Raw genomic sequence first — 18,620 nt, 5'->3', positions numbered from 1 at the left:
TGGCTACTGTTGGAGTAAATGAATGTCTGATAATACTTTGTCAGTGAAAAAAATTTTATTGGTTGAAGATGATCGCCAGTTATCTGGTTTAGTAAGTGAATTTCTTATTTCTGAAGGCTTTGACGTCAAGCAGGAGTACCGCGGAGATGTGGTGGAAAAAACCGTGCTCTCATTTGCGCCGGACTTGATCCTGCTGGATGTAATGTTGCCGGGTAAGGACGGTTTTAGTCTTTGCCGGGATCTAAGGCCTAATTATACCGGGCCTATTTTGATTTTAACCGCCAAAGGCACTGACTTTGATCAGGTATTGGGCTTGGAAATCGGCGCCGATGATTATGTGATTAAACCGGTTGAACCCAGGGTGTTGCTTGCCCGCATCAATGCCTTGCTGCGCCGGGGACAGTTTGCGCTTAAACCCCAGGAAAGCTCGGCGGTGAGTTATGGCGGTTTGAGTATTAATAAAGGATCGCGTCAAGTGAGCCTGGACGGTGAAAATATTGTCTGCACCAGCCAGGAATTTGATTTATTATGGTTACTGGCCAGTAAAGCCGGTGAAGTACAAAACCGCGATTATATCTACAAATCTGTGGTGGGCCGTCCTTATGACGGTTTAGACCGCAGCATTGATGTCAGGATTTCCAGGTTAAGAAAAAAATTACGTGACAGCAATGAAACCCCGTTCAGGATCAAAACCATCTGGGGGCAGGGTTATTTATTTGTACCCGATGCCTGGGTGTAACTGTCCCGCTTATTTGTCACAAAAGCCGGGCCTGTTGTCGATTAAGCCCGGTATGCCATTCGTTTTATACGCTTTTCCGCTAGTTTTCAGCCATGTCCCGGGCTTTGCTTATATTTGAGAAGATTTGAGGTTTAAATGAAATTCGGCAGTACCTTTATCAGTCTTTACCTGATGATGATCCTCACCTTTACCGGGGTCTCCTGGGTATTGGATGAATATTGGGCCCAGGAACTGGAGCAGGATATTGAATCTTATACCGGTTATAAATCCGTGCTTTTTGCCCTTGGCGATCTGCTCAATCACAGACCCAGAGAGCAGTGGCCGATCATCCTGAGCCAGGCATCAAGCCGGTTAAAATTACCGGTGAACCTGATTGAAAAAAATGCCGACAGTCGTTTTAAACCCGAGCACCAGCAGATGTTGACCGGTGGTGAAGTGGTGGTCTATTACGAAAACACCAGTATCCGGCTGTATCACTTACTCGGCGATGATACGACCCTGATCACTTTGGGGCCGGTGAAAGTACCGACCCGGCCGAAACAAAAAGCCTTTATCCGGGTCTTTTTCCTGCTGGTCACCGCCTTGGTGATTTTACTCTGGTTATGGCCCTTGTCCCGGGACCTCGATGCCTTGCAAAAATCCACCCGTTTATTCGGTAAAGGCAATCTGGATATAAAAGCGCCGACGGCATTCACCCCCACCATAGCTCCTGTGGTTAAAACCTTTAATATGATGGCCGAGCGTATCAAGGCGCTGATTGCGGAGCAGAAGGAGTTAACCAATGCCGTTTCCCATGAATTAAGAACCCCGCTGGCACGCACTAAGTTTGCCCTGCAAATGCTGGAAAAATCCGAAGACAAGGAGAAAAGTCGCCAATATATTCGCCAGATCAGCAGTGATGTCACCGAATTGGATGAACTCATCAATGAAATGCTGGTTTATGCCGCTTTTGAACACGATAAGCCGGTCTTGGATTTTAAGGCGCACGCCATTACCGATATTATTGAGCAGCAGATAGAAAAACTTAGCTGTTTTAGCGGCGAGCTAAGTTTTATCAAGCAAACGGATGAATTAATGCTGGTTTGTGACCGGCACTTTATCGACCGGGCGATAAACAATTACCTGGTTAATGCGGTGAAATATGGTAACGGAGAAATTTGTATCCGATTAAGCGCAGATAACGATTATTGCTATATCCGGGTGGAAGATAATGGTGGCGGGGTCGCCGATGATTTTAAATCCCTGGTTTTTGATGCCTTTTCCCGGGGAGATAAAAGCCGCAGCCGGGAAACCGGCGGTTTTGGCCTGGGGCTGGCGATTGTGCAAAAAATTATGCTCTGGCACCAGGGCCGCGCCTATGTTGAAGACAGTGATTTAGGCGGTGCCTGTTTTGTACTTTGTTTGCCGTTAAAACCGCACTGGTAAAGGCAGGATAAAGGCTAAAGATGGCCGATGACATTGGCAGCAATTGACGGTTTAACTAACTGCTTTTAACGCCTGCCACAGCTGTTAATCTACAGCCGGGATAGAGATATTTTCCCGGTGTCTTTTTTTGTGTCTTGAATTTCACCGACAGTTAACCCTCCTTAACCTTGCCTTAACCCCGCACACTTTATACTGGCTACAGAAGATAAGGTGTCCGGCACAAGCCTGTTTTCATCGGCTTTTTTCGGTTGGAAGTCAACCTATTATTGCCCGGCACGTTATTAGCAGTGATCAAAATATTAGCGAGAGTAAAATCATGTTGCCTGAGTCTTACCCGGTAAATAAAACGGATACAGGTTTATATCCAGGCCCGCAAAGTCGAGCGGGGGGCTTGGCTGCTAAATCTGGCACTGAATTTGGCACTGAATTTGGCAATAATGGCGCCTGGCAAATGCCGGTAAAAAAAGTGTTAGTGGTGCAACAAGACCGGCAATTTTCCCGGATTATTGCCGAGATGTTAACCATTGAAGGCTTTGAGGTATTGCAGGAATTTCAGACAGAGCATGTTAAACACCAGGTCAGACATTATCAGCCGGATCTGGTGATCCTGGACGTATTATTGCCGGATAATTGCGGCTTGGCCCTGTGCCGGGAATTGCGCCGCCAGTATAACGGCCAGCTGTTGTTTTTGTCAGCGAAAGCAAGCGATATCGATCAGGTGCTCGGCCTGGAGGTCGGTGCCGATGCCTATGTGGTAAAACCCGTTGCCTTAAGGGTATTGCTGGCAAAAATCAAGGCCATGTTCAGGTGGCAGTATCAGCAGCAAACGGCAATGCCTGCGCAGCAAGTTTCCTGCGGTGAGCTAACCTTGTGCCGGTTATCACGCCAGGTCCATTTGCATAGTGAGCCAGTCGAACTCACCGGACAGGAGTTTGATCTGTTGTGGCTGCTGGCGAGCCGGGCCGGTGAGGTACAGGACAGAAATGTCATTTATCAATTGGTGGCGGGGCGTGAATATGACGGCCTGGACCGCAGTATTGATGTCAGGGTTTCCCGGTTAAGGAAAAAATTACATGATGATCTGAAAAGGCCGTTTAGGATCAAAACTGTGCGCGGCCAGGGATACCTGCTGGTGCCGGATGCCTGGAATTAGTTTTTTAGAGGAAATTGAATATAATAGCAAACCTGCGCGGCAGCTGAGTTTTCCCGCAGGCCTTTCCCCGAAGTAAAATGGAGTAACCCGTGAATAATGTAAAACGCAACATCCTGCTGGTGGAGGACGATCTCGATCTGGCGGCAACTGTGGTCGACTACCTTGAACTGGAAGGGATCAGTTGCGATCATGCGGCAAACGGTGTCCAGGGGCTGGGGCTTATCCAGTCTCAGCGTTATGATATGGTGATCCTGGATGTCAATATGCCGCGTATGGACGGTTTGCTGGTTTGCCAGAACATGAGAGAGCAGGGCATAGATACCCCGGTGCTTATGCTGACCGCCCGGGATACTTTAGATGATAAATTAGCCGGTTTTAAAGTGGGCTCGGATGATTACCTGGTAAAACCTTTTGCCATGCTGGAGCTGGTGGCACGTATTCATGTGCTGGCCAACCGCCGAAGCGGGCAAACCACCAGCACTAAGCTTTATGATCTCAGCATAGATTTCAGTCAAAAAACCGCAAAACGCGGACAAAGGGCTTTGCAGCTCTCGCCCACCGGCTGGATATTGCTGGAAACCCTGGTACGTAAGTCAGGACAAATAGTCACCCGGGATCAGCTGTGCCATGCCGTTTGGGGGGATGAATTACCCGACAGTAACAGTTTAAAAGTACATTTATTTAATTTACGTCAGCAAATCGACGCGCCGGGTGAAAGCAAACTTATTCATACCGTGCCGGGGCAGGGGGTCGCCTTGCGGCAACAAGATGAAGATTAAACAAGCGCTGAAAAAAGGCTCTTTGCGCCGTTATGTGTTCAGGGTGGCAATGATCCATGGCCTGATAGTGGTGCTTTGTTATAGTTTGCTGTTGCACTGGTTCTTTATCCGCGGCCTGGACGAGTCCAATTATATGTATATGACCATGGAAGCACAGAGTTTTTCGAAGAATTATGATGCCGGCTTACAGCCTCAGGTGCCGCGCTCCATTCATTTCAACGGCTATCTGGGCTGGCAACAATTGCCTCCCTGGTTGCAGCAGCAATTTTCTTCATTGCAGCAGGTGACCGAACTGCAACTGCGCAATCTGAAATTAACCAATGACAGTTCGACCCGGGAGCAGGAAGAGCTGGTGGTGTTTATGGTGGCCCAGCCGCTTAAAGACGGCAACACCTTTTATCTGGTGCGCCGTATCACCCTGGAAGATCACAGTGGACAGATCCGTACCCGGATGATAGAAACCGTATTATTGACCTGGCCGCTGGCGCTGGCTTTTTTATTGACAATTTTAGCTTCTGTATATTTTACCTTAAGCCGGCTGACCCGGCCTATGTCAGCCCTGGGCAACTGGAGCGCTGCGCTAACTTTGGATGATGTCAGCAAATCGCCGCCTGATTTTGCCTTTAATGAGCTTAATACCATAGCGCAGCAGCAACAGGATGCCTTTTGCCGCCTGGCGTCCATCCTTGAAAAAGAGCAGGATTTTTTGCGTTTTTCCAGCCATGAGCTCAGAACCCCGATTGCCGTGATTAAATCCAATACCGAGCTGCTGACCCGGGTGCTGGCGGGGCAAAAAGGCAGCACCTCGCTTGAACGTATCCAGCGGGCGGTGCTCAATATGCAGCATATGACGGAAACCTTGCTATGGCTGAGCCGTGAGCAGGAAGAAAAAGTTCAGGGGCAAGCGCTGGATTTGAGCGAGATGCTGACCACGCTCAGTGATGATAATCACTACCTGTTGCAGGGGAAAAATGTTGCCGTAAGTTTTGACTGTGATCACAACATAGTGGAGGTTGCCGAGACCCCGTGTCGTTTGATCCTCAATAATGTTATCCGCAATGCCTTTCAGTATACCGCCGAAGGGGATATTGAAATTAGCTTGTCTCAGGGGCAAGTGCTGATCACCAATGTTAACCGCAGCCAGGAAGATATTGACCATCACGGGGCGGATTATGGCTATGGTTTAGGCCTGATGCTGGTGGAGCGAATCGTGGCCAAGATGGGTTGGCACTATCAAAATAGTGAGATCCCTGGGGGGCGAAAAGTCAGTATTGCTTTTCTTGAGGTAAGAGTTTGAAATAACAGCTTGAAGCAATAATCCTGAGCAATCTTTATTTAATTGAAATTATTTTAAAAAAAGCCTCAAGTTTTTTTTTAAACCACCGATAACCTAAGTAATCTAAGTATATGGGTGGTTACTGTGGTAGCAAAGGTCGAAAATAATCTGCTGGTTCATGAGTTACAGTTAGGCGAGCAGCTTGGCGAGTGCGTACATAGTGCGCGCCGCTCTGACTTCTCGTTGATGCTGGCCATGCTGACCGAAGATGTTCGCGATCACAGCCAGTTTGCCTTACCGGTAGTGGAAGACGAACCCCGCGATATCACCACAGAAACGTTAAGAAAAGAATTTCACTTGCCGGATGAAGCGCCGCTGGCATTAAAAAATGATACCCAGATCCAGGACTTCAACCAGGCAGAATTGGTGCAGGATAATCAGTTGGCTAGTTTACAGCTGCAAAATGCCATCAACCCCAAACCTTTGGCTTTTCGCGACGACAAAAGCCATGTGCCGCACCAGGTAATGACCAATACCACCACCCATTGCCAGAAAAAGCATCAAACCGGCACCGGGCAGTTATCGCGTATGGCGTTTAATGCCAAGGGCTGGCTCGATGCGGTACAAACCTCAATAGTGAAATCTTCCCTGGTTAACGTCCACAGCATTGCTTAAACTTTTTCTTGCTGCGGCAAGGACAAGGCTCATTGCGCTTAATTTCCCTGACTTCATCAAACTCGCTGACATCGCCGTCAAGATAACGCCATTGGCCGCTTTCCAGGACAAAACGCGACGTTTCCGTCATTTTATGGTACTTGTTGCCCAACAGGTAATGGGCTGAAAATTTAACCACCGGCAGTTCATCTGCGTTTTGCGGGATTGCTGAGCTGTGATGAATTTCTAAAAACAGCCATTTGGTCATGGCCGCCCACTGGGCGATTTCTTCGAGGTTTTGCTGTGCCTGACTGGCTTTGGCATAAGTACGGTAAAGATAATCCGCATCGGCGGTGGCATAGGCGCTATAACGCGAGCGCATTAGCTGCTCCGGGCTGTTAGCTGTTTTTTGCCCGTTAATTAAAGGCTGGCAACAAAGGGCATATTCAAGTTCAGAACCGCAGGGACAGAGCATAAAAATCAGGTATGTTAATTATTGGGGCGGCTATATTAACACGTAAAAACGGGCTAAAGCCACGAAACGGCCATTTGGCTTTAGTTAACCTCTTGTACCACTTTATGTCCGATAAGGCATGGCTAATCCGGCACCTGAATTTTTGGGTGCCGGTGTAAAATGAGCCTAGGGTAGGTTTTAGTAAAAATTCTTCACAGACTGCCGAACATTTGTTCTTTTAATGCCGCGATTTGCGGGGTTTGCTGGTTAAACATGGCGGAGTATTTGGCATTATTATTAATCACGCACATGATTTGCAATAAATCGACGGCAACCACCTCAGGCTCTGCCTGATAATAACTGCCCCAGCTATTTTGCTCGTTTTGCAGGGCGTCTTTGTCGGCATGACACAAAAAATGCGTTTCGCTGCCGGTAGAGTTTAACAACTTTACCACTTGTTTCGTGCCGGCAAACACCAGATGCGAATAACCGTTTAAGTACAAAGAAACCCCCATGGTTAAAAATAACGAGATGGTAAACCGTGAAGAGCTGCTGTAGAGGTTGCCGATTTCGGCAATGCTTGAGCGCTTGACGTTATTTTGTTTGAAATAGCCCAGCTCCTGCACCGGTGTTTTAGTGTATTGCTCGATAAAAAGCGGTGTGCGCGCGCTTCTTATCCCCAGTGCGGCTTTGATATCTCCCTTTCTTTTGATGGTGATTATTGCCGGTAAGAAGTTGTCGATTTGTGCGTTAAACGTCTGTCTGAAACCTTCGCTGATAAAACGCTCAACCATATTGCGCTCGCTGTTTGCCCGCGTGATCAGCTCGGCGGTAAAGGGCAGGGAGCTGTTTTGGCATTTTTTATTTCCTTCACCGGTAACTGCTGGTGTGATAGTGATCATATATTGTACTCCGAGGCGTTGCTTGCTTGAGTTCAATATATAAAGCAAATCTTAATGAAATCTTAAGGAAAGGTAAATTTCTGCATAAATAGCGGATCATGAGCGAAAGTCGTCTGTTTTTATCTCGGGTCCGCTTTTTTTAACAAGTGCTCGGCAGGGGGTGTGATAAATCCCCCTTTCGCAGGCGCGCTAATTACTTTGTCGGCGTGAAAGGATGTTGTTGTTAACCTGAGCGGCTTGTTTGCTTGGTTTCCCGGTGAATTTTGTAATTTTTGGCTGTGCCTGGCAAGTGTTTTACTTAGCTTGTTGACGGTTTTGATGACCCCGGTTAATTCCTGTGATAACTGCTCCAGGCGGCTTTCAAGCTTGGCCAGTTTGTTTTTTTCTATGGGCTGTAGCACTGTCGACGTTTGTTGATTGGCAGTGACGGTCGTTTGCCCCGGGGTCGTAGCGCCGTGATGCTCGCAAAAGAAGCCGGTATTGGCCAATAACAGCGCACATAAGATGATGACCAGGTAGATATTTATCATTTTCTTCCCCTCGTTTGCAGCCTTTGGGTCGGTGAGTGCGGGTGAATGGGTCATCCTGGTTGACTATGGTCTTTAACTGACTATGGTCTTTAACTGACTAAAAGACTTCACTTACACTAGTGTGCCTAAAGGGCAAAATGTCTCAGGGGCTTTGAAAAATTTATTAAATGGCTGCTGATTGCCGGTAAAAGGATACAGGTCAGTGAGTGGCTGTCTATGAGGGGCCACTACGATTTTGTCGATGAAAATGCTTGTCTGGATGATAAGTTTAGAAAAAGGCACCGACGACAGCGTCAATGCCACGTTAAAACTTGATGACTACAATGAGCGTAAGCTCCTTGCTATTTAGCCGTTTTTTTCCTTGTGCCAAAGTGTAAGCCAAAGAGCCCTAAGGCCAATAAAGTGATGGTGGTTGGCTCAGGAACAGCTGTAGATGCATCAAAACTAGCTACCGCACTACCGAAAGTTTCCAGGGTCGCCGAAGCTAAGTAAAAATCACCTGAAAGGGTACTGACATCAAATGTAAGCATACCGTTGAGTAAACTGCCATCGATCAATGATTTAGGAAGGAAAGTTTCATAAGTAAAAAAGCCGGTATACCCGGATGTTTCAACACTGTGATCAAGTGTATATTCCTTACAGGTAGGCATACAGCTGGCAGGGACTGTATCCCAGTGATGACCGTATTCATTATGTTGATGCTCATACGCAGTATGCGTTTCCATAAAGCTGGTGCTGGTGTTGCCGTTGACAATATTACCGATACTGACGCCTGCCGTCTCAATAATATCTTGCGAGCTATAAGTTAAGTGCTCGTAGTCATGGGCAAACCATGAAGAGCCATAACCATCGCTGCGCAAGTAAGGGTAATCTCCTGAGCTATTATCCAGATCCCCGCGATCCCAGGGGCGGTCATCATCAAAAAAATAGGTGTCATCGACAAAAGAAAAAGTCACTTTGGCGTAATCATAAACCTGTCCGGTTAAATCAAACTGACCTGAGGTGGTAGTTGTTGCGGAGCTTAAGTAAAAATTATCGAGGAGGTTGTCTTCAATAATGCTTGCCTGTGCGGCAGAGGTAAAGGCCATAACAGCTGCAAAAGTAAGTAGGCCGGTAAATCGTTTTGTATCCATCATAATATCCTTTTATAAAGTGGTGGTGATATACATCCCCTTACATCACATATCACTTACTGGCACTGCTTCCTTAGCCATCATAAGTAATATTGTATAACTCGGTGATTTCCTTTTTAAACTTTCAGATTTTTACAACAGCCGGTCACAGCAAAGCATGTACCACAAAAAAATAACCTTAAAATACAAAAGGCTGTAATTCGTTGTTTTAGTGCCATAAAAAAAATGTAAATAAAATGGACACGTAGTTCGAATTAAAGAAGGTTAAAATTTACAGGAGCATGTAATATCGAATCGCAGTTAATTCCGTCAGATACCGTTAGTTTATGTCTTCACCATTTTTTACCCGCTCACGAACTTGCTCGGGTGATAACGGCGGAAATTTAATGCCTTTCTCAATAAGTAACTCTTTGATTTTTAGTGCCCAACCGTAAGCATCATATTCAGGATTAAGCAAATTATCCGCAAGATCACTATATATGTTCCAGGCAAGTGTGATTCCGCTACTACTAGCTTTATGGTAATCGGCCCCTAATCCAATAAGCTTATAAGCACTTTCATATTTGTTTATAAAAGAGGCGTACAAAGGGGGATTTCTTTGTCCTGGATCTGTCTTATTTAAATCAGCCCCGGCAGCAAGTAACATGTTTATTTGTTGCCAATTGTCATGACCAATTGATTTGAAAATTGCTGGAAAGCCATCAAGATCCACCGCATTGGCATCACCACCATATTCCAACAAGAGAGCCAAAATATCATCATCTCCTTCCCCTACGATGGTGGCCACGGTATGTTGGCCGTCCGGAGCTGTAAAATTGGGATCGGCGCCAAGCTTTAAAGCCAACTCAATCGCTTTAAGATCTTTATCTAGCATTAACCAAAATAAGGGCGTGATACCCTCATCACCATGGCTGTTTAATTTAAGCCCTTGAGCTATCATAGACTGGGCTTTATCTTCATTTCCTTGTTTGATGGCTTTTAATAGCAACACCAGATCAGAGGTAAAAAACGCTTCTGCTTTCATTTTGTCTCCTGTATTGCAAGCCATTAATAACCCCAGGGATAACAAAGCTAATATTTTCAGTACGATGTCCAGCGGAGTGTTTAAAAAAGACATAACTTTCCCTGTTAATCCAAGTTTCATAACTAGCCCTGTAATCAAATACTTTTCATGGCCTGGAGTAGTTTTTTATCTTTCAAAGTGTAATAAGGGATCCCAATATATGAATATTTCAAGCGTCCATGGGGCCTTGAATAATTTGTGATAGTGATACCTGATTCAAATTCCTTTCGACAATTCGGGCTAAAACGAATCTCAATATCTTCATGCTCAAACACATGCCCATAATGTAAAACATCTGTGGAAGCTCCTCCCTGGCTCGGCTTCTTCCAGAATTTATTTTCAATAATATCAACAAGCCAGGGGAGTGATAATAAAGGCACTGTAAATTCTTTTAAACTGTAGCCAGGCTCATCTTCCTTTCGAAATCCCGTACTTAAATAAACATCTTTTCGTTGAAATATTGCCTCATGATCATTTGTTATTAAATAAAGTATTTCACCACTTTTAAAAGCATCAACTAGTTCGACAACAATATGATATCCAGTGGGTAAGTTTTTAATATTTAAAAAGGACATAACTTTCCCTGATAATCCAAGATTACATCAAATGCTTTTCATCATTTGTAGTAGTTTTTTCTCTCTTAAGGTGTGGTAAGGAATTGCAAAACGTGAAAACTTTAAGCGTCCATGAGGTCTGGAGTAATTAATGATGCTAACTCCGGATTCAAACTCCTTAAGACAATTTGGAGTAAATCGTATCTCAATATCCTCATCATCAAAAATATGTTCGTAATGTAAAACATCTGCTGGTGCGCCACCCTGACTAGGCTTTTTCCAAAATTTATTTTCGATAATATCCACTAACCAGGATATAGCACTACGCGGCAGAATAAACTGCTCTAAAGTAAAGCCAGGTTCATCCTCATCTAAACAATCTCCAACATTCCAGACTTCTTTACGAAGAAAAATAACCTCATTATTACTTACTATTAAATATAATATTTCTCCATCTTTAAAAGCATCACCTAGCTCGACAGCAGTACGATGACCAGCGGGTAAATTTTGAGTGTTTAAAAAAGACATAACCTTCCCTGTTAATTCAAGCCCGTATCTAGCCCTATAATCAAACACTTTTCATTGCCAGGAATGCCTCTAATTACTCAGCAAGCATTCGTAAACTTAATTTATGGCTTCACCATTTTTCATCCGCTTGCGAACTTGCTCAGGTGATAATGGTGGAAACTTAATACCTTTTTCAATCAACAGTTCTTTAGTTTTGAGTGCCCAGCCATAAGCCTCAAACTCAGGATTAAGCAGGTTTTTTGTTAATTTTCTATGAATTTGCCATGCAAGGGTTATCCCTCCAGAACTGGGTTGATGAAAGTTTGCCCCTAAACCAATAAGTTTATAAATAATTTCAAACTTATTTAAAGATGAAGCATATAGTGGAGCATTTCTCTGTCCTGGATCGGTATTATTTAAATCAGCCCCGGCAGCAAGTAACATGTTTATTTGTTGCCAATTGTCATGACCTATTGATTTAAAAATAGCGGGAAAGCCATCAAGATCCACCGCATTGGCATCACCACCATATTCCAATAATAAAGCCAAAATATCGTCATCTCCTTCCCCTACGATGGTGGCCACGGTATGTTGACCATAGGGAGCAGTAAAATTAGGATCGGCGCCAAGCTTTAACGCCAACTCAATCGCCTTAAGATCTTTATCTAGCATTAACCAAAATAAGGGTGTGATACCTTCATCACCATGGCTGTTTAATTTAAGCCCTTGGGCTATCATTGACCGGGCTTTATCTTCATTTCCTTGTTTAATGGTTTTTAAAAGCAACACCATTTGGGGGGTAAAAAACTCTTCAGCTTTCATTTTATCTCCTGTATTACAAGCCGCTAGCAAACCCAATGAAAATAAACCTAGAGTTTTTATCAGCTTGCTACATATCCCTTTGAATTTGTAGGTCAATATTTTATATCTCTTGTTATTAATCACCATAATAAGCCTTTATATGGTTATTCAAAATAGCTTTATCTTCTTCTTTTTGTGCCTCAATGCCGGTGATAACCTGCTCCATAGCGTGACGGGTTACCGGGTTGCCGCCATTAACACTGGGCAAGGGTTTCATTTTTCCTATCGCCTGAGGTACATCATCCGTAAAAGCTTTTTGCGCAATTATTGCAGCCGCAGCACCTAACGGCCCACCTAAGGCAAAACCAGCAGTACCAGCAATACCTGTTACCGCTTTATTACCATGTTTTTGTGCGCCGGTTAGTACCTCACCTGATACCGCCTGGGTAGTAATAAGCTTTCCTGCGTCCTCATTGCTCAAACCACCATAACGTTTTGCCGTATTGGGATGTAAACCGGCCGCGTTAAAGGTATACCCCTTATTACCCGAAACAGCAACTCCGGCAGAGGCTAAGCCCCCACCAAGAGAGTGGCCGACAATACTGACCTCATTTCCCATTATACTGCTAGTAATATCAGCTAAATCCATCGCCTGGTTATATTGAGCGGTTTCCTTGCCCGTTCCTTGCCTAAAATTTGTTTTCCAGTCTTTTTTTCCGGTCACATCATTATTAGTGCCCCGATACGTTAACATGGTTTCATCATTTACTGATGACTTAAACAAGGCAGCGCCAAAGCCGGTTTCTTTACTGGTTAATAGCGCACCTTCCATGCCTGGAATTTGCTTGGCGTCCAGCAATTCCAGGCCCACCGGTGCTGGCGGTAACTCTTTAATATGGTCGCGGTTAAATTCATCAACACGGTATACGTAATCAGCAGCTTCGGCCCGTAAAATATTATCATTATTAAAAGCCAGGCGTTCCCTGGCCCGGGCTATTTCTGGCGCGCCTGCTGTTCTGGCAATTAACGCCTGTCGCTGCTGGTAGCGCTCTTTTCTTTGCTCTGCTGTTAAGGCTACTTCTTGCTGTGTTAGCGGTCTGGCTAATAACTCGGCATTGGCTTGTTCTGTTGCAAGCTTAACATCCTCGCCCGAGCTATTTTTTTGTACTCCAGCCTGTTCGCTTTGCTTCGAATATATTGACGAACTTGTTGCTGGGGTTGCCAGCGTGGTTACAGCTGCCGGTTTCGATGTATCCCCTTGAGTTAACACGACATCGGTATTTTTTGCTGTGCTTGATGGCGATATATCACTGCCCCTATGACCGCTAAAGGTCATTCTCGGCTCGTCCATCTCAAAAATTAGCAAGTCCCGGTTGAGCAGTCTATCCACCAGGTAATTTATTGCCTGTGCCTCGCTAAAACGCGACAGGCTATGTTCATCACCAAGCAGGTAACACATCAACCGGCTGATGATATCCAGTGGATTTTTCCATTGATGCAGGGTTGTTATAAACAGACGGGCGTAATATAGGTCGGCGTAACAGGCCATCAATGGCAGTCCCAGTAGCGGATCATCCGGCTTGTCTACTGCTTTGCAGGCAAGGTACTGATAACCGAAGTTGCAAAAAAGATAATGCCCTTTGCAAAAATGCCCGCTGTGACCGACGCCGGGATATTTAAGCAGGTCCATGTAATATCATTCCTTTGTTCATCCTTGAGTGCATATTTTAGTTCAACTTTATCTGCGCTGCTTTCAGGGCAATGGCGTTGTCGCTGACTTTTAACTTTGAGCTCTTAATGCCTGTGCTGCTGTCGCTGATAATAGGCTGGTTGGGATAGCCGTTGATAAAGTCCAGCAACACTTCCTGGCCGACACGGGGGCTTTGGGCACACACTCAAAACCATCAATGTAGACGGAAAAAACACTATTTTGGCTGGCGGCTGACTGATTCGGTAGAGCAGTGCTGCTGCGTATACATTTATACCACAGAAAAAGGATGAGCATTACAACATATCCCTATGACAATTATATGCCGTTTTATTAGCTCACTATGGCTTCTGTTTTTTATACCCTTTTTGGCCAGCCCCAATGGTGGTGGTGAGGAATAATAAGGTTAGGCCCAGTATTTAGTTTTGGCTGTTCAAGCTTGCTTATTCTTCCAATGATTTAATAAGTGAATTTTAAGCTGTTGCAAAATGAAAGACCTGGCCCTTTCAGCCCAATAATCAACTCCTGTTCTATTGCAATTGTTCAAGAGCCTTCGCTATTGCTTGTAAGTATTAGCTGCTGCGTAAATGCCAAGGCGCAGCAGCTGCTTTTTTAACTAGGTTTTAACCAACTAGGGTTTAGCCGCCTACTCGGGGGAAGCAGGGGTTGGTATTATCAGCAACTCATCTTGGTTGGTGGTAACCGTGACCTTTTGCCCTACGGTAAAACCGGCCTGTGTGAGCCACTTGCCTCTTAATACAATATAAGGTTCCAGCGTTACCGGCACATAATTAAGGCCAACCCCGCGGGTTTTGGCGGCGTTCTCACATATGGTTTCCAATACCGTTAGTTGGCGGGTAGCGGGATATTTTGCTTTTGCCGAGCTTGGCTCTGACGTATGATTAGATTCAGCCATGATGGACTCCTGAGTAGTTCGTTGTGGTTAGCAATCTCTGGGTGTTCGAGCACTCAGGGGTTGCGGTTGTTGCTTAGCAAAGTATTGCGGTACGTTATCAATATTACTGGGGTGGGGCGCTCCTTTGTTGCTTAGAGGCTCCTTTAATAAAAGACTAACCTGCTGGATAAAGCAACAGTGGTTCAGTTGTTTTTTAGACCAATATCTGCATTAAATGTGGTTTGATATGCTATTTGTTGGTTCATGGCCGGGCCTGTTAAATATGGGGTTGTAGAGCCAATAATGTTAAGTGTTCCCGGTATATTTCCCTTTACTTTTAAAGCCGTTTTGAACCTCAAAAACTGACAAGCTGGTGGTGTGTTCATTCATTTTTTGATGTCCCTAATTGTTCTTCAAATTTAGTTGTACTGCAAAATACAAGACTGACCCTTGATGTTTAGGTAAAGGCAACGAGTTTAGCGTAAACCTTTAGCCACCAGGTAATTCAACAAGGCTTCTGGCTCATCGGTCTGGAACATGCCGACACCAAGTTCCACCAGTCGCCCCCAGTGGGCGTCGGGATCTTTTATTGCTAACACATCGATATGTCCGGCGGCTTTTTCAGGGGTAGCCGATAAGGTATTCACCCATAATCTGGCGCCTATTTCAGCGATATCATCAGCCCCTTCTATAAGATAGGCTTCGGTCTTGGCCTTAACTTCAAACGCCACCGGGTTATAGCTGATATATTGCGACGCCAATATACCCAGAGCCCCTTTTCCTTGGGTAATTTTGGGCATAAAGTGAGTTCGGGGTAAAAAATTAAAAGCGCTTAGTTTGGCATTCTCCGCCGGTACTTCTATTTTGATAATTAACTGCTTTTCCATGCCTAATGATGAAGCCTCTTTTATTGCCGCAGCAAAAACATCTTCTTTGGCATCAAGGTTAATCAGGATCTTGCCCTTGGTGCTGAGTAAAACCTCCTTAAATGTCGGAATACGCTGGTGAGTTAACATTCCCTGCTGACCATTACCCGTTTTTAGTTGCAGCTTTTTTAATTGCGCCAAGGTCAGCTCTGAAACTTTACCGATGCCATTTGTGGTTCGCTCTACCGTACTGTCATGCATTAACACCAAAACGCCGTCTTGGCTTTTGCGCACATCAATTTCAATGATATCTATCCCTAAGGCGATACAGTCGTCGATAGCTTTCAAAGAGTTTTCAGGTGCTTTTTGCCAACAGGCGCGATGCGCGACAATCATCACCCCGGCATCAGGGGTTTCCAAGCGGTTTATCAGACGTTCAATGTGTGAAAGTGGCAGGGAGAGTTATCAATAATTCTCTTTCTAATGATTTAATAAGTGAATTTTAAGTTATTGCAAAATGAAAGACCTGACCCTCCCTGTGTGACCCTCCCTGTGCTGTTAGATCGATGTAAGGGTTACAGTTCATTTAATGTTGCTTACAAAAAGTAGAAAAACTCAAGCCGATACTGTCCTGTTCATTATTTAATTTTTACCAATCTTCATGGAACTATGATTTATGGTTAGCTCCGTTAATGAATAAGAAAGTAAGTCTACCTGCAGGTATTCTTTAAATAAAGACGTGGCATGACCTCAGTCTGATTCGTTAATTAAATAATACCATTACGATTAAATGGAAAACTCTTTAAAACAGTCTAAATTATATACTTTAGTTAGCTAATGACTAGTAAATTCAAAATGAACTGTTGTAAAAATGAACAAGCCTATCATAATGATTAGTAAGCAAAATATAATCATAATAGGTACAGGTCGAAGAATAGCAATATTAGCAAATACCTTGTGGGAGCAAGGATTCGATATATATAGGATAAAAGGTCGAAAAAAAGAATTTGAACAATTAGTAACTCTAGTTACTACTGAAAAGATAAAGACTGTTGTTGTTGCTAAAAACGTAAAAACAGATGAAGCATTGGTTGAGTTTTATAATCTTTTAATTAAGAACGAAATACCAATTAAAACCCTAAATCACGTTTATGAAAGTACAAACAATATGGTATTGAGTCCTTTCCATGATCTGCTAGAACAACAAAACTTCAAAAATGAGTTAAGCGTATTCAACGCGGGTGGATTACAGTTAAAACCAAAGGCATTATCGATTGCTGTTTTGCCTGGTACCATTTTAAGTAATGGCTCTTTACTACAGGAAATTAAACATGTTCGACTTAATTTTCACCAGTTTTTTCTTTTTTACATGCTTTTGATGAAAGCCACATCTATATTAAATACCGAAAAGAAAAAACATCAATTTTTATATGGCAATGAGGTAAAAGCTTTAATTGAAGTTCGTCGGTTTTTTAAAGGAATAGACCCGGGGTTTAATAAGATCCAAATTAAAAGTGAAAAGAAAATCACTTGGTCGGATTTTAATGGCTGGCCTATAAACCAACTTTCACAGAGCAAAGACACAGATTTAAATGATCAGTTAGTAAGCAGATATGGAGTATTTTCTATTGGAGAAAGTAGAGAGAATGATATTAACAAGGAAGGTTACAAACCTAAAGCTTATGCTGCCTGTACGTTATTTGTTCACTTAGAATTAAAGCAAACAAAAACTATTAGTTTTGAATTTATGGCTAATGAATTATTTGAAAATAATCACTATATTATCCTTCCTTGGAGGGAAAAATATTCAGTCAGAGTAAATGAAAAAAAATATGGTGTGCTTTGTTATTATCCCAACTCGGAAATATTATTATCAGTTGGAGATTTTCATAAAGTCACTTCTGAAGGGGTACACTTAAGTATTCAGTTATTAGAATTAATTGAACCAAATACTGATATTCCAGAAAATCCATCCTTGATAAGAAGTAAGGGCATCCTATTTGGAATAGAGCTATGACAACTGATAGCTCCTTGAATCAAACCATAAAGACAGGTGATGAATTACTAATTCTTGTTGAGGGTGACAAGTTTGAACGAGTATCCGCTGCAGATTTTAATCATAATTATACCGTTATTATCATTCATGGATTTACTGCGCATGGTAAATACATGGTACAAACCGCTCAAGAATTCAAAAAGCAAGGGTTAAACCCGATAATTTTCAATTATGATTCTTTTAAGGGAATCATCAATGCAGCAAAAAACCTTTACAATAGATTAGTGAATTTAGATAAACTAAGTATCGATACTAAAATAAGTAACATTGGAATTATTAATGATAAAGGGATCTCGCTTGTTGCCCATAGTATGGGAGGGTTGGTCTCAAGAGCCTTTTGCAATTTAGATGAAAAAAAATATGTTAAATCTATTGTCACTTTAGGGACACCTCACCAAGGAACTCTGGTCGACTGGATAAGTTTAAAGTGGGCACTTAGAGCTTGGCAATTAAAATATAATATAACCACACCTGGGTTTAATAGAAGTTGTCAATCTGCCAAAGAATTAACTTGTACTGATGGGAACTTAGGCAATACTCTGATTGATAAAATGCAAGTGGAGGAGAGTTATATTTCTACAATTCCTAAGCTGAGTATTTCAGGAGGATTACAGCACCTAGAATGTTATGACTTTCCGTTTTTCAATTATGTGGTAAACAAATATATTCAATCAAAATTAAAAAATAAAGAAAATGATGGACTAGTTACTGAATATAGTAGTGACTGGACAAAACTAACATGGAAAAAGGATTCTATAAAACCGATACATTTCAATAATTACGATGAATTCAAAGTAGTTAACCATTCAAACCTCCACCTTAATCAGGACATAGCTTTAATAATTACCCGATGGATTTATGGTCATTCCCCAGAAATATCTCCAAAAAATCAGACACTACTTTAAGTGATTAATAAAGCTTAACTCCTATAAGCTAATTCATCTAATCTGCTGTAATTAAACCTCATTAGCCTACTTATTAAAGAAGGTTTGAGAAGCTCTCAAGCTATAATGATTTTTGTCTTTTACAGCATAGTAGTCTGCTCCCAGGGTAATCCTCCCGTTTTTAATAATCTTGATAGAATAAATTCTGAATTTACTCATTTGCACCAAAGGGGCTTACCCT

The 18,620-nt window shown here is 43.2% G+C and carries 20 protein-coding genes; 8 read left to right on the top strand and 12 right to left on the bottom strand.

What is annotated here, in order from left to right; all coding sequences use genetic code 11:
• Window positions 1-43: 43 nt before the first annotated feature.
• The 6 genes from SG35_RS16595 (at window position 44) to SG35_RS16570 (ending at window position 6,047) form a co-directional block, all read left to right on the top strand.
• Window positions 44-739 carry a response regulator gene (locus tag SG35_RS16595; RefSeq protein WP_044831760.1) on the top strand — a complete coding sequence of 232 codons (696 nt, stop codon included), beginning with the start codon at window positions 44-46 and terminating at the stop codon, window positions 737-739.
• 135 nt (window positions 740-874) lie between these two features.
• Window positions 875-2,164 carry an ATP-binding protein gene (locus SG35_RS16590; protein WP_044831601.1) on the top strand — a complete coding sequence of 430 codons (1,290 nt, stop codon included), beginning with the start codon at window positions 875-877 and terminating at the stop codon, window positions 2,162-2,164.
• Window positions 2,165-2,555: 391 nt separating this feature from the next.
• A complete protein-coding gene (locus tag SG35_RS16585; RefSeq protein ID WP_236702532.1) occupies window positions 2,556-3,317 on the top strand; it encodes a winged helix-turn-helix domain-containing protein in 762 nt (253 codons plus the stop codon).
• Between the two features lie 89 nt (window positions 3,318-3,406).
• The gene (locus SG35_RS16580; RefSeq protein WP_044831600.1) at window positions 3,407-4,096 is read left to right on the top strand and encodes a response regulator transcription factor; all 690 of its coding nucleotides are present in this window, start codon (window positions 3,407-3,409) and stop codon (window positions 4,094-4,096) included.
• Window positions 4,086-5,393, top strand: coding sequence for a sensor histidine kinase (locus tag SG35_RS16575; RefSeq protein WP_044831599.1), 1,308 nt, complete (start codon window positions 4,086-4,088; stop codon window positions 5,391-5,393). Before SG35_RS16580 ends, SG35_RS16575 begins: the two co-directional genes overlap by 11 nt.
• Window positions 5,394-5,516: 123 nt before the next feature.
• A complete protein-coding gene (locus tag SG35_RS16570; protein ID WP_053042865.1) occupies window positions 5,517-6,047 on the top strand; it encodes a VC2046/SO_2500 family protein in 531 nt (176 codons plus the stop codon).
• Here the strand turns inward: SG35_RS16570 and SG35_RS16565 are convergent.
• From SG35_RS16565 to SG35_RS16510, 12 genes are all read right to left on the bottom strand, one after another.
• Complete coding sequence (locus tag SG35_RS16565; RefSeq protein ID WP_044831597.1) at window positions 6,025-6,501, bottom strand: YchJ family protein; 477 nt, start codon at window positions 6,499-6,501, stop codon at window positions 6,025-6,027. The genes SG35_RS16570 and SG35_RS16565 overlap by 23 nt on opposite strands.
• Before the next feature lie 191 nt (window positions 6,502-6,692).
• Window positions 6,693-7,382, bottom strand: a complete 690-nt coding sequence (locus tag SG35_RS16560; protein WP_044831596.1) for a thermostable hemolysin — start codon at window positions 7,380-7,382, stop codon at window positions 6,693-6,695.
• 119 nt (window positions 7,383-7,501) lie between these two features.
• The gene (locus SG35_RS16555; protein WP_044831595.1) at window positions 7,502-7,912 is read right to left on the bottom strand and encodes a hypothetical protein; all 411 of its coding nucleotides are present in this window, start codon (window positions 7,910-7,912) and stop codon (window positions 7,502-7,504) included.
• Between the two features lie 341 nt (window positions 7,913-8,253).
• Window positions 8,254-9,048 (bottom strand): PEP-CTERM sorting domain-containing protein, encoded by a 795-nt coding sequence (locus SG35_RS16550; protein ID WP_084692564.1) that lies wholly within the window; start codon window positions 9,046-9,048, stop codon window positions 8,254-8,256.
• Window positions 9,049-9,364: 316 nt separating this feature from the next.
• Window positions 9,365-10,189 (bottom strand): ankyrin repeat domain-containing protein, encoded by an 825-nt coding sequence (locus SG35_RS16545; RefSeq protein WP_152646524.1) that lies wholly within the window; start codon window positions 10,187-10,189, stop codon window positions 9,365-9,367.
• A 14-nt stretch (window positions 10,190-10,203) separates the two neighbouring features.
• Window positions 10,204-10,683, bottom strand: coding sequence for a hypothetical protein (locus SG35_RS16540; RefSeq protein ID WP_044831593.1), 480 nt, complete (start codon window positions 10,681-10,683; stop codon window positions 10,204-10,206).
• Between the two features lie 27 nt (window positions 10,684-10,710).
• A complete protein-coding gene (locus SG35_RS16535; RefSeq protein WP_044831592.1) occupies window positions 10,711-11,190 on the bottom strand; it encodes a hypothetical protein in 480 nt (159 codons plus the stop codon).
• Between the two features lie 96 nt (window positions 11,191-11,286).
• Window positions 11,287-11,991, bottom strand: a complete 705-nt coding sequence (locus SG35_RS16530) for an ankyrin repeat domain-containing protein (protein WP_044831591.1) — start codon at window positions 11,989-11,991, stop codon at window positions 11,287-11,289.
• Window positions 11,992-12,106: 115 nt separating this feature from the next.
• Window positions 12,107-13,660, bottom strand: a complete 1,554-nt coding sequence (locus tag SG35_RS16525; protein WP_053042863.1) for a Tle-like phospholipase domain-containing protein — start codon at window positions 13,658-13,660, stop codon at window positions 12,107-12,109.
• A 37-nt stretch (window positions 13,661-13,697) separates the two neighbouring features.
• Window positions 13,698-13,865 (bottom strand): hypothetical protein, encoded by a 168-nt coding sequence (locus SG35_RS16520; protein ID WP_160298244.1) that lies wholly within the window; start codon window positions 13,863-13,865, stop codon window positions 13,698-13,700.
• Between the two features lie 459 nt (window positions 13,866-14,324).
• A complete protein-coding gene (locus SG35_RS16515; protein WP_044831590.1) occupies window positions 14,325-14,594 on the bottom strand; it encodes a SymE family type I addiction module toxin in 270 nt (89 codons plus the stop codon).
• Window positions 14,595-15,049: 455 nt separating this feature from the next.
• Entirely contained in the window at window positions 15,050-15,859 is an 810-nt protein-coding gene (locus tag SG35_RS16510; protein WP_053042862.1) for a glycerophosphodiester phosphodiesterase family protein, read from the bottom strand.
• A 469-nt stretch (window positions 15,860-16,328) separates the two neighbouring features.
• Between SG35_RS16510 and SG35_RS16505 the strand changes: the two genes are divergently transcribed.
• Window positions 16,329-17,456 carry a hypothetical protein gene (locus SG35_RS16505; RefSeq protein WP_274055089.1) on the top strand — a complete coding sequence of 376 codons (1,128 nt, stop codon included), beginning with the start codon at window positions 16,329-16,331 and terminating at the stop codon, window positions 17,454-17,456.
• Window positions 17,453-18,400 carry an esterase/lipase family protein gene (locus SG35_RS16500; RefSeq protein WP_053043374.1) on the top strand — a complete coding sequence of 316 codons (948 nt, stop codon included), beginning with the start codon at window positions 17,453-17,455 and terminating at the stop codon, window positions 18,398-18,400. The genes SG35_RS16505 and SG35_RS16500 overlap by 4 nt, the downstream gene beginning before the upstream one ends.
• Window positions 18,401-18,620 lie beyond the last annotated feature (220 nt).

The organism is Thalassomonas actiniarum (assembly GCF_000948975.2).
GTDB lineage: Bacteria > Pseudomonadota > Gammaproteobacteria > Enterobacterales > Alteromonadaceae > Thalassomonas > Thalassomonas actiniarum.
Note: the sequence above shows the minus strand (reverse complement) of the source record. Positions and strands in the feature narration are given on the sequence as shown.